At 32.0% G+C, this 12,545-nt stretch carries 13 protein-coding genes; 2 read left to right on the forward strand and 11 right to left on the reverse strand.

Features of this window, described 5'->3' with window-relative positions:
* Positions 1 to 19: 19 nt before the first annotated feature.
* From D9V42_RS04940 to D9V42_RS04960, 5 genes are all read right to left on the reverse strand, one after another.
* Positions 20 to 1,336 (reverse strand): Na+/H+ antiporter family protein, encoded by a 1,317-nt coding sequence (locus D9V42_RS04940; protein WP_122063492.1) that lies wholly within the window; start codon positions 1,334 to 1,336, stop codon positions 20 to 22.
* Between the two features lie 383 nt (positions 1,337 to 1,719).
* Positions 1,720 to 3,198: a M17 family metallopeptidase gene (locus D9V42_RS04945; protein WP_107555641.1), complete on the reverse strand. Its 1,479-nt coding sequence runs from the start codon at positions 3,196 to 3,198 to the stop codon at positions 1,720 to 1,722.
* Between the two features lie 279 nt (positions 3,199 to 3,477).
* A complete protein-coding gene (locus D9V42_RS04950; RefSeq protein WP_017722356.1) occupies positions 3,478 to 4,686 on the reverse strand; it encodes an NAD(P)/FAD-dependent oxidoreductase in 1,209 nt (402 codons plus the stop codon).
* Positions 4,687 to 4,922: 236 nt separating this feature from the next.
* A complete protein-coding gene (locus tag D9V42_RS04955) occupies positions 4,923 to 5,282 on the reverse strand; it encodes a HesB/IscA family protein (protein WP_029377561.1) in 360 nt (119 codons plus the stop codon).
* 13 nt (positions 5,283 to 5,295) lie between these two features.
* Positions 5,296 to 5,532: a YuzB family protein gene (locus D9V42_RS04960; protein ID WP_017722358.1), complete on the reverse strand. Its 237-nt coding sequence runs from the start codon at positions 5,530 to 5,532 to the stop codon at positions 5,296 to 5,298.
* A gap of 406 nt (positions 5,533 to 5,938) precedes the next feature.
* Between D9V42_RS04960 and D9V42_RS04965 the strand changes: the two genes are divergently transcribed.
* Entirely contained in the window at positions 5,939 to 7,003 is a 1,065-nt protein-coding gene (locus D9V42_RS04965) for an NAD(P)/FAD-dependent oxidoreductase (RefSeq protein ID WP_017722359.1), read from the forward strand.
* A gap of 194 nt (positions 7,004 to 7,197) precedes the next feature.
* Here the strand turns inward: D9V42_RS04965 and D9V42_RS04970 are convergent, their stop codons facing one another.
* Complete coding sequence (locus tag D9V42_RS04970) at positions 7,198 to 7,509, reverse strand: YuzD family protein (protein WP_042363023.1); 312 nt, start codon at positions 7,507 to 7,509, stop codon at positions 7,198 to 7,200.
* A gap of 106 nt (positions 7,510 to 7,615) precedes the next feature.
* Between D9V42_RS04970 and D9V42_RS04975 the strand changes: the two genes are divergently transcribed.
* Positions 7,616 to 7,858, forward strand: a complete 243-nt coding sequence (locus D9V42_RS04975) for a NifU family protein (protein WP_002483816.1) — start codon at positions 7,616 to 7,618, stop codon at positions 7,856 to 7,858.
* 183 nt (positions 7,859 to 8,041) lie between these two features.
* Here the strand turns inward: D9V42_RS04975 and dltD are convergent, their stop codons facing one another.
* Genes dltD through D9V42_RS05000 form a run of 5 tightly spaced genes read right to left on the reverse strand, consistent with a single transcriptional unit; the run spans position 8,042 to position 12,277 of the window.
* Positions 8,042 to 9,190, reverse strand: coding sequence for a D-alanyl-lipoteichoic acid biosynthesis protein DltD (gene dltD / locus D9V42_RS04980; RefSeq protein ID WP_122063495.1), 1,149 nt, complete (start codon positions 9,188 to 9,190; stop codon positions 8,042 to 8,044).
* The gene (gene dltC, locus D9V42_RS04985) at positions 9,187 to 9,423 is read right to left on the reverse strand and encodes a D-alanine--poly(phosphoribitol) ligase subunit 2 (RefSeq protein ID WP_107555638.1); all 237 of its coding nucleotides are present in this window, start codon (positions 9,421 to 9,423) and stop codon (positions 9,187 to 9,189) included. Before dltC ends, dltD begins: the two co-directional genes overlap by 4 nt.
* A gap of 18 nt (positions 9,424 to 9,441) precedes the next feature.
* Entirely contained in the window at positions 9,442 to 10,656 is a 1,215-nt protein-coding gene (gene dltB, locus D9V42_RS04990) for a D-alanyl-lipoteichoic acid biosynthesis protein DltB (RefSeq protein ID WP_122063499.1), read from the reverse strand.
* A complete protein-coding gene (gene dltA, locus D9V42_RS04995; protein WP_122063502.1) occupies positions 10,653 to 12,116 on the reverse strand; it encodes a D-alanine--poly(phosphoribitol) ligase subunit DltA in 1,464 nt (487 codons plus the stop codon). Before dltA ends, dltB begins: the two co-directional genes overlap by 4 nt.
* Positions 12,117 to 12,130: 14 nt before the next feature.
* Positions 12,131 to 12,277, reverse strand: coding sequence for a teichoic acid D-Ala incorporation-associated protein DltX (locus D9V42_RS05000; protein ID WP_029377569.1), 147 nt, complete (start codon positions 12,275 to 12,277; stop codon positions 12,131 to 12,133).
* Positions 12,278 to 12,545 lie beyond the last annotated feature (268 nt).

A 12,545-nucleotide genomic window follows, 5' to 3' on the forward strand; every position in this document is an offset into this window, starting at 1 on the left:
CATTTTCTTTATATACCTTTTATAGTACCATAGCAGCAATTGTTCCAAAAATAATTAATGGAATATTGTAGAATAGAAAGTTAGGTATACAAGTATCTCTAATGTGGTCATGTTGTCCATCAACATCCAAACCTGCAGTAGGACCAAGCGTAGAATCACTGGCTGGCGAACCTGAATCTCCTAATGCACTGGCTGTACCAATTAAGGCAATTAATCCCATTGTGCTTAATCCTAACGATTCTCCTAAAGGTACAAATAATGTAGCAATGATTGGAATAGTGGCAAATGACGAACCAATACCTAAGGTAACTACTAAACCAATTATATACATCACAATGATACTAACTAATTTGTTATCCCCTATAACTCCACTTAATCCCTCTACAAGTCTGTTAATATCTCCAGTTTCATTCATTACTCCTGCAAAACCATTTGCAGACAATATCACTACTCCGATAAACGACATGATTTTTATACCATCAACAAATTGCTTGTCTAATTCTGTCCATTTATATGCTCTTGAAACAAAGAATACAAGCACACCTGCTAATGCACCAAAGATCATAGAGTCTGTTAATAATTGCACTAAGAATGTTACTATAATTGAAATCACAGTAACTACAAGTACATAGGGTTTAATTTCTATTTGACTATTATCTTTAATTTCTTCATGTTGAATGTATTTTCTTGGCTTTCTATAATAAAAGATACCTGCAACCAATCCAAAAATATAACCTAAAGATGGAATAATCATCGCTTTCCAAATCATGTCCATTTCAATTGGGTGATTTGCTTTGGTAAAACCATTTTGAATAATTTGGTGGAATATTTGACCAAAACCAAAAGGTAATAAAACATATGGCCAACATAAACCAAATCCTATAATAATTGCTATTTGTCTTCTATCTATATTCAGTTCATTAAACAAACTAATTAACGGTGGTATTACAATGGGAATAAACGCAATATGGACGGGTATTAAGTTCTGACTCATAATGCTCATCACTAATAAAGCTAATATGATGATCACTTTCACTTTAATACGTGACATCTTGCTATTTTCAGCATGGATACCATTTATAATCTTATTCACTAAATAATCGGTAATTCCACTATAAGAAATAAGCGCTGCAAAGCCACCAAGCAATGCATAACTTAGTGCTACTTCTGCACCATCTACAATATTCTTACCAAAAACAGACACGATATCTGAAACACTCATACCTGCAATTAATCCACCTACTAAGGCACTGATAAACAAACTGATTACTACATTTAATCTACATAAACATAAAATAATCATCAGTACCACTGCTATTACTACAGCATTTATCACAAAGCACAACTCCTTTACCACGTTATCGAACTAAAGCATCATGAGAACTATATTATCAATAACTTGAGCACTTGTCAAACACAACAAAGAATTTATTCATAGATTTCATATGCTTCATTTAATAGTTAATAGTATGATGTTTACTTTTGGATCTCAAAAAGCCTACTAACGCACGATTAATAGCATTACTATTTTATCTCTTTTAGTGATTAAAAACTAAAAAAGCGGAAGTATGAAATCAATATTATAAAATTAATTTCATACTTCCACTCAAAAATAACTGTATTGCTGTTAATTTTTAAAGTATTAGTTATATTATAGTATGAACAAAACGACCAATTAAAAGGGATACGTTATGTTAACGGTTTGCTAAACTTTCATAATTATTTTAAATTGCGTAACCATTCAACTATAGTAGGAATTAAGTAGCCTGTCGGCCCTTTTGGACCTTTGTACGTATTTTTATTGATTGTTGCAGGGCCAGCTATGTCAAAATGCATATGAGGTGTATCTCCTGCAAAATGATTGATAAATGTTGCTGCAAATAAAGCTTTGCCTTGGCCATTTGTGTGATTAACTAAGTCTGCAACATCACTATTTTTGATTAGATTACGTTCAGTCGTTGTCATAGGTAATTCAAATACAAATTCATCATTAGTCTGTGCATAATTAAGTATTGTTTGTAAGTGATTGGTAGCATTATGGTTAAACACGGCAGCCTTATCATCTCCTAAAGCTACAATAGCTGCACCTGTTAATGTTGCAAAATCTAAAATTACTTGTGGCTGGAATTGATTCGCATAGAATACTGCATCACCTAATACCAAGCGTCCTTCTGCATCTGTATTCAACACTTCAACTGATTCACCGCTTAAAGCGGTATATACATCATCCGGTTTCATTGCAGCTTCATTTATCATATTTTCTGCTGCAGCAATAACACCGACAATATTTATTTTCAATTTAAGTTTGCGAGCAACTTCTATGATTCCTACGACGTTAGCAGAGCCACACATATCGAATTTCATCGTTTGCATGCCTACTTTTCCTTTTATAGAATAACCACCTGAATCATAAGTAATACCTTTACCTACTAATGCAATAGGTGCTTCATCTGTTTTTCCACCATTATATGTTAATGTAATGACTCTCGGTCCATGTTTAGACCCTTTACCAACTGCATGAATTAAGCCAAAGCCTTCATTTTGTAATGTCTCATGATCTTTAATATCAACTTCTACTTCTGTCTCTTTAAAATGTTCGTAAATAGTGTTTGCATAATATTCAGGAGTTAAAATGTTTGGTGGTATATTACTATAGTCACGTGCTAAGTTTATTGAACTACCAATGATTTGACCTGCTTCAATAGATTTCAGTATGTCATCATTGTCTGTATGTATATCTAATGTTAATTCATAAGGCATAGGTTTATCTGTTTTATAATTATCAAATTGATAAATCGCACGGTCGCCTTGTTGTCCAAATACCTCTGCGACTACATTACTAGATAAAGCTTGTGTTTCAAATGTTTCTAATTTAAAAGAGGCTTGTGTAATACGATTTTGTTTTAAATATTGAAATAGATTACCAAATATTTTTAAATAGTCGTTATACGTCAAGGTTTTTATATTACCCATGCCCACAGTAATCAGTTTTATATATTCATCTCGTATTGTGAACATCGTGCTAGAAACTGTACCAATATTAGTATTAACTATTTGATTTTGCTTTAATAATTTTAATTGATCATTAATATTCTCATCATTAATAATGATTTCCCCTAGCTGATTTAAATGTTCAGGCAAACCGATAATCAGCGTATTTGTTGCTATGTCGTTGGTATTTTTTAAATTAACTAACATATAACATCTCTCCTTTATTAGTTTGAACTTCTTTTTAATGCATTTTAAAGCAATACGATTAAAAAGTGTAATAAAAAGAGACCGGACATAAATCATGTCTCGGCCTCAGATATGTTTTAGATAATGATGACTGGCGTATAGAGTGTTTTCCCTATTTATCCCCTTGTCATCAAAGTCTTGGCGGGACAATAAAATCATTTTAGACAGTATGTTTCTATCCCGCTCCTTTAAAAATTTTCATCACAGTTAAGTATGTGAATTACATATTTAAATTATATATTAAAATTTACCTTTTTTGAATGCTAAACCGATACCGCCAAGTTTAAATACTGCACGAGTATCAATAACTTTCTTCATGAATGCTGCTTTTTTACCTTGGATATCTTTACCATAAACAACACCAACACCATCATGCGCACCTAATGAACATACAGTACCACGATCAACATAATCAAATTCTTGAGTTGGTTGACCTTCTAATACATTTTTAATGTTTTTAGCAGTATGTTCACCTTGTTGCATAGCGATTTGTGCTGTAGTTGGTAATGGGCGTTCTTCTCCAGCAGGGATAAATGCAGAACAGTCACCAATAACAAAGATATCGTCATAACCTTCGATAGTTAAATCTTGTTTAGTTACAATACGTCCACGTTTTACGCCTTCGAATGATTCTTCCATTAATTTACTACCACGAACACCAGCAGCCCATACAACTGTATTAGCTTCTAATTGTTCTTCTTTGTCATTAACTTTTACAACGAAACCTTTTTCGTTAGCTGCAACAATCGGTGTACCAATTTTGAATTCTACACCTTTACCTTCTAAGTAACTTACTGCATAGTTAACTAGTTCGTCAGAGAACATTGGTAACATTTTAGGCGCAGCTTCAACACAAGTGATTTTCACTTTGCTTTGCTCAACACCATATTTATTACATAATTCCGGAATTCTATCAGTTAATTCACCTAAGAATTCAACACCAGTAAATCCAGCACCACCAACAATGATTGCTAAATCTTTATCATCTTTTTGTTTTGAAGATGCATAATTAGCAAATTTATCTTCGATGTGACGAGATAATTGACGAGCAGTTAATATGTTTTCAATTTGGAAAGCATGATCTTTCATACCTTTGATACCAAACGTTTCACTTTCAAAGCCTAAACCTACAACTAAGATATCAAAGTCAAAGATTCCAGCATCTGTTTCGACTTTTTTCGCGTTGCGATCAATTTTAGTAACTTCTGCCTTAACAAAGTTAACTTTGTTTTTGTCTACAACACTTTCAACTGGATATAGTAAATCTTCATAGCTAAGAGTACCTGCTGAAGCCTCGTGTAACCACGTTGCTTCGTAGTGGTAATCATTTTTATTAATTAATGTAATTTCAGCTTCATCTGCTGAAATTTGCTTTTGTAATTTTGTAATAGTTTGTAAACCGGCATAACCAGCGCCTAGAACTAATACTTTTTTACGATCTTGAGCCATTTCATTCACCTAAGCTTTCTTAATTTTTTTGTTGCTATAGTCTTTTTCTATACCCCATTCACAATATAGTAATTCACAAAAAAGACATTTTTCATCCAATACTAATTTTATAGTTTTTACTGCTGATTTTCAAGCACCAACGACCATATTGTTTATTATTTCACATAAACGATTAAAAGACTATAGTTTACACTTATTTTAAGTGAACTATAGTCTTTTAAACTAGATATTATAATTTAGCAATCTTCTGGTGAGCCAGCAACTTTTGCAGTTCTAAACGAACTACCACAACCGCATGAAGCAATTGCATTAGGGTTGTCTATTTGGAAGCCACCGCCCATTAGTGATTGTTTAAAATCAATGGTTGTTCCATCTAAAACTGGTTTATCATATTTATCTATTAATACTTTTAAACCATGAAATTCATATATTTCATCATTTTCAGCAGGTTCAGCTTCAGCAGACATACCATAAGTTAATCCGGTACAACCGCCACCGTTCACCTTAACTTTTAAATAACCATCTGCCATATCATTTTGCTGTAACATATCTTTAACTTCATATGCAGCAGCTTCAGTCATTTCAATAATAGCCATTATTTTTACCTCCCTAAAAAATCCATGTTTCTTCTATATGTGCGTAAATTTTTTGTAATAAATCATCCGGCGAATCACCTTCAACGATATCACCATTCACTAATGCATACAACCCACTAGAACAAATGCCACAATTTTGTAAACAACCGTATTCTAATACGTCTACACCTGGGTCATTTTCAAGCTGATTATATACATAATCTCCACCCTTCGCTAAATTCGAAATGCAGAACTCGATTATTGGATTCATAATACACCCTCTCATAAAATATCAGTTAAGCAATTATAACAAAAACGTTATTGTTATTTCTACATACTAGCTTATAAAATATCACTTACTACTTAGTTCGGATTAATATGCATTTCACATTACGCACACAATAAAATTGCAGGAAATAATGTCCGTTAAAATAAAATATGTATTTTTAATAATTACAATTTGTCTTCTTTATTTGTAGTAACAAATAAAAAAGCATATAATAAATATAAGTAAGCTGATTATAGAAAATTGGTATATCGATGCAGGACGAAATATGATTTAACCACATTATATTTAATAACTTACATTGACGAGATAACAAGTTCAATTACCTACTATAGAAGTAAGTAATTGTATGTTTATGCTCAATACAATTTTTACTAGAGGGGTATCACAAATGAAAAACTTAGTATTATTAGGTGGCGGTTATGGAAATATGCGTATCATGTCACATATCTTACCATCTGCACTGCCTGAAAATTATACGATTACATTAATAGATCGTATGCCTTACCATGGTTTAAAACCAGAATTTTATGAATTAGCAGCTGGTACAAAGTCAGATAAAGATATTCGCATGAACTTTCCTGATTCAGATAGAATTAACAATGTCTATGGTGAAATCAATGATATTAATTTAGAAGATCAAATAGTTTCTGTCGGTAACACGAAAGTAGACTATGATGAATTAGTGATTGGTTTGGGTTGTGAAGACAAATATCATAATGTCCCTGGTGCTGAAGAATACACGCATAGTATTCAAACACTTTCTAAATCACGTGAGACTTTCCATCATTTGAGCGAACTACCAAATGGTGCCAAAGTAGGTATCGTTGGTGCTGGTTTAAGTGGGATTGAATTAGCTAGTGAATTAAGAGAAAGCCGTAAAGACCTTCAAATCTTCCTTTACGATAGAGGCGAACGTATTTTATGTCGTTTCCCTGAAAAACTGAGTAAGTATATTGAAAAATGGTTCAACGAACATGATGTAACAGTTGTTCCTAATTCTGATATTAATCGCGTGGAACCAGGACGCATTTATAATAATGACGTACCTGAAGATGTGGATTTAATTGTCTGGACTGCTGGCATTCAACCAGTAGAGTTAGTCAGAAATTTACCTATAGACATTAGTAAAAGTGGTCGTGTGATCTTAAACCAATATCACCAAGTACCAACATACAAAAACGTATATGTCGTAGGTGATTGTGCAGAATTACCGCATGCACCAAGTGCTCAACTAGCAGAAGCCCAGGGTGATCAAATTGCAGATGTTATGAAATTACAATGGCAAGGTAAACCTCTACCTGAAAAAATGCCAGAAATCAAAATACAAGGTTTCCTTGGTTCCTTAGGAGACAAAAAAGGATTTGCTTATATTATGGATCGTACGGTTACAGGTCGCTTAGCCTCCATTTTAAAATCCGGTGTACTTTGGATGTATAAATATCATAACGGTTAATTAATGACTTTAGTAAATATAAACTGAATGAGTTAAGTTTATTGAAAGTCCATTTTCATACTTATAACCCCAGGCGGCACCATCATTTATTAATGGTGCCGCCTGGGGTTATTTTAAAAAAAAAATTTTAGTACCGTAAACTTTATATGATTAATAGTCATAACTTAAATATCTTTTTGATCGAATTAATTGATCTAATGATTATCTAAGAAGCGGGTTATATCTTTCAATTGTACATATCCATCAGAAACATACTCGTCATTCATGGTTACGAGTGGATAAAAGAGTTCGTCATCTTGAATACGCTCAATAAATTGTTGATCATGATCCGACAAATTTTCGGTATCTTTTTCGATATCGATATACGTAAATTCAAATTGTTTGTCTGGATACTTTCTCTGTAATAATGGTTGTAACCAGTCAAACGTATTACGAGACGTCGGTGCATTGACACAACTTGCACAAATAACATCTGCCCCATAAACAACAACACTTATTTTGTCCATATATCTTTTCCCCTTTTATCTTGAATTATAGATTTTTCGTTACATTTCTATTATAATAAAAAGATAAGTAGAAAATGAAATAATATACTTGAAAGGAGGCATTTCCATGCCAACTGAAAACGTAACAATGTTTGATCAAGTAGCGGAAGTTATCGAAAAATTACGTCCCTTCTTACTACGTGATGGTGGTGACTGTTCCCTTGTTGACGTAGAAGACGGAATTGTTAAATTACAATTACATGGTGCTTGTGGTACATGCCCAAGTTCAACAATTACATTAAAAGCAGGTATAGAACGTGCTTTACACGAAGAAGTACCGGGAGTAATCGAAGTAGAACAAGTATTCTAAATCATAGATGCTTTAAATATAACATCAGAAAATTTAGTTCCTTTCGAACACTTTTATAAGAAACAGGACAATGAACCTTCAATATGATTGATTTCATTGTCCTGTTTTAATTTTCATGCGAAAATTCCTTTCAACATTTCACTTAATTGTGTAAATATTGAAAGGAATTTTTATTTTCATATGTTATTTCTGGTGTATATGTTCATCGATATTTTTAGTGATGTATACCCAGCCTTTCCAGCCAATATGTACTGCATCACTTACAACATATGGTTCATAGTCTTTATCTGACATGTCGTACGTCTGTCCACCATGATCCACTATTGTTTTATCAATTTTTTTATATATTTTCTGACGTCTATCTTTATCAATACCAATGTGATCATACCACTTACCATTAGACGGTATAATTATATAATCAACATCCGCGCCAGCTTCTCGTAATGTATCTACAAGTAACTCTAAATCTTTAAATTCGGGCGAATTTTCCCTGAATTCATGATTTCTATTAATTTTTCGTTTATGCTTTTTGATTAAATCCCAATATTCATCTCGAATACCAAATTCATTTGTTTTTGTATGCTTTGCACCATAGATTTCAGCTTCTGTCATCACATCATTCCAAGAATCATTTTTTGAGGTAATAGGATCAATATGCGATACAGGTGATGTTCTCAATGGATACACAGCTTTAATAGCTTCAATTTTCTTCAATTGTTCATCTTTAAATGTTGAAAGATAATTTTTATTTTCTTGAGTTTTTCCTTGCGCAACTTTTTCTAAATATGCGCGATTCTCCACATCTTTAAATTGTAATAATCGTTTGGCATAACGTTGTTTCAGTTCCGGACTTAATTGCTCTTGGTTAAACAACTGATTGAGCTGTGCCTTTGAAATACGCGCCTTAAAATTATCTTGTGTTAAGCCATTTTTTGTAAACCACTGTGGCGAAACTATAAATGCCATTTTCTTACCTTTTAAATTCCCATACTGTGAACCAAGTTCCACAGCGTTTACTAAATCTGTCGAACCACCCGTACCAATCAAGAATGGTTTCTTACTAACTTGATTTCGATTATTTAATAAAATTGCTGGATTAAATGGATCGTCTTTCTCTAATTCACTGGAACCATATATCGGATAATAAGCATCAGACTGATACATTTTATCTTGCACTAAGGTTCCTTTCAGTACTTGATCTGTTAGAGCAACACTTTGCGTAGCTACTGTTTTGGAATTAATTAATCCAGTGAACCAACTTGCTGGCAACACTAAGAAAATTCCAAACAATACAAGACTTAAAATAATAGGTATAAACGGTTTTAACTTCATCGTAATTCTTCTAATACCGCTACAATCTTGTTAGGTGTTGCCCATTCATCTCTATCAAAATCCATAATCGATACTTCAATATCTAATTTATGTTGAATCTCTAGCAAAAGACCTACCGTTTGAAAAGAATCAATAATCCCCTCTTCAAAAAGCTCTACGTCTGGATTTTCCTTAATGACATTATTTTCAGCAACTTCAGTTAATAAATCTAATACTTGTTCTCTAAATTCCATAATAACTCCTCCTCATAATTAAAACAGTTTCCCAGAAAAGATAAGAAAACCAAACGTTACAAAATGGAATGTAACGATAATACTTAACATTGATGTATATCGGTTAGACCATCTTGGCGGATGATTTTTTCGCCATTTTTCATAATAACCATAACCAATAAATAAAACTGCGTGATATAAACCATACAAAATATAATGAACTTCAATGCCATGCCAAATGCCCATAATTAAAAAGTTTAATGAAAAAGCAATATTAGACATGGTAAATTGATTTTTTAATAAGCGTTTTTTCGACATGTAAAATAAAGCTCTCATATAAATACAATCTCTAAACCAAAATGATAAAGACATATGCCATCTATTCCAAAAATCTTTGATATTCTTTGCTTTAAACGGTTGCTTAAAGTTTTGTGGTGTCTGTATGCCATATAAATAACTAAATGCCATAGCAAATAATGAATAACCAGCGAAGTCAAAGAATAGATATAAACTATACGCATACATATATAACCATTTAGCAGTGAAATTTGAAAAATCTAACATTAATGGATTAATTGCATAAACTTGTATTAAATAAGCAATAATATATTTATATAAAAAACCTAGCATAATAAAATGGATGGCTTTATTTAGTGATGCTCGATAACTTTCACTACTTTGTATCTTGCTTTCATCTTTGACAAAACGTTTGTAGCGGTCAATTGGACCAGATGAAATGGTCGGGAAAAACGAAATGAATTGAAATACTTTAGTAGCTTTCACTTCTTTTATAGAACCATCACGAATTTCCATTAATAATTGAACGCTTTTGAAAGTAACGTAAGAAATACCTAAGAAGCCTATAAATTCAATTACCTTATTTTCATGGAGCTTTAATTGCGCAGCACCAAACCACGAACTTTGCATTACTTTCACCACTACAAGTGGCAATATGGATAAAGCAATCACTGTGAAAAACTTTATAAATGAGTTGTTTTTTGAACGTGATTTCCAATAAAACATAATGATTGCAACTTGCCATAATAGATATAAAACAAAGTTTATAAGTTGAACACTTAAATATGCTTGGCCAAATAAATTATGTTTATCGGAAGAAAAAATAAGCACAATCATAATAGCTGTACTTATACCATTATAAATACGGCTTCTCTTTCCAGCTAAACCTAATATAATAACCGGAATTAAGACTATAAATGCTATAAGAAAGAACGTAAATGTGCCATATGGAATCATGCTAATACATCCTCGGCAATCTGCTTACGATCTAATTTCCCATTTATTGTTAAAGGAAATTGCTCTTTAAATATAATCTTCCTTGGAATCATATATTCTGGCATCGCTTGTTTAAGTTCTTGTTTAATATCGTGTATCAATGTTTGTTCATCTTTAACATCGTTTAAGTCATTTAAGACTACAACACCTTGTAATTGCGTTACTTTATTATTTTTGTATACTGGAACAACAATTGCTTCTTTGACTACATCTACCTGTCTTAAATGAAATTCTATTTCTTCTAGCTCCATACGGTATCCATTTAGTTTCACCTGAAAATCTATACGCCCAGTGATAAACCATAAGTCATCTTGAACGGTTGCTTTATCACCAGTAAAATAAGATCTGCGATTATTTATATCTTTAAATACTGCGTTAGAACGTTGCTCATCTTTCACATAACCTTCACTTACGCATTGTCCGGAAATGATTAATTCTTCATTTTCAGCTAAAGACAATTGCGTTCCCGGTCTCACTTTGCCCACTGGTAGTGGATTATATTGATTGATAACCGCTTCAGTAATTAAGATACTTGTAACTGCAACTGTCGCTTCTGTAGGTCCGTATGTATTATAAATATATGCAGATGGGAAGCGTTGTAACAACATCTTAGCAGTTTTATGCGGTAAAATTTCACCACAAAAGAAGAATTCTTTTAAGCTTTCATAACGTTCTTCTGTTAAATTAGGTAACATTAAGCACATTTCCATAAATGATGGTGTAGACACCCATACGTTTATTTTGGATTGCTCTAGCATATCATTTAATAATTTAGGCTTATTAATCATTGTCTTATCTACTAAATTTAATGTTCCTGCAGTAGCTAAACATGGATAAATTGCCATTACAGATAAATCAAATGAAAATGGAGCTTGATTTAGCCATTGTTGATTCTCACCTATTTTATTCAAATCTACCATCCAGTTCGTAAATTCGTTAAGACTTTCATACCTAATTTGTACACCCTTAGGTTCACCTGTTGAGCCTGATGTAAAAATAGTATATGCAATATCTTGATCTTTAATTTTAGCTTCAAATTCAACAGTACGACGATCCATCACAAGTGTTTCAGTATTAATGATTACTCTGTCATTACTATCTAGCGAATGTTCACTTGTATTAAAAATAAAATCAGGGTTAATTTTTTCAGTAATCGTATTAATACGCTCTTCAGGCATAGATACATCAAGTGGTACATAACCACATCCTGCCTTCATGCTGGCAATCATTCCCACAATCATAAACGGCGACATATGACCATATACAATTAATGGACTTTTACTATCTTTGATTAAATCTGCGAGTTTATTTGCATATTGATTTAACTCACGATACGTTAATACATCTGTATTATGCTTTATTGCTATTTGCTCAGGGTACATTTTTTCATTTTCAATTAATGAATATATAATATCCTTCATACTATTCTCCTCGACTAAAATTCATTATAAATAAAGTTATTATGCGTATCTCCAGAACCATAAATTAAATACAGTGCTATAAATATCGCAAAATATAAAAGAGTTAATAACCATGGTTTAATTTTTTGATATTTTGTCGTATTTTCCATCTCTTTACGCATTTTTCACCTCTTCATTCTAATTATTTCTTATATTATTAACTATTTATTACATAAGTAATTTTTTTGTTGTAGTACTATTTACACTACTTTAACATTTTACCAACTTATTATACATTTTTTATGATGTTGTGACAATCGAATTAACATATTTATATATAACAAAAATGTTAGATTGTTTATTTTATAGAGTTTTATAAAACCAAAACTATTATTAATTATTAGTTTGTTTTACATAATATGATTCGAAGTAATATTTTATTATCGTAGT

Origin of the sequence: Staphylococcus pseudoxylosus, assembly GCF_003697915.1 — a bacterium.
Taxonomy (GTDB): domain Bacteria; phylum Bacillota; class Bacilli; order Staphylococcales; family Staphylococcaceae; genus Staphylococcus; species Staphylococcus pseudoxylosus.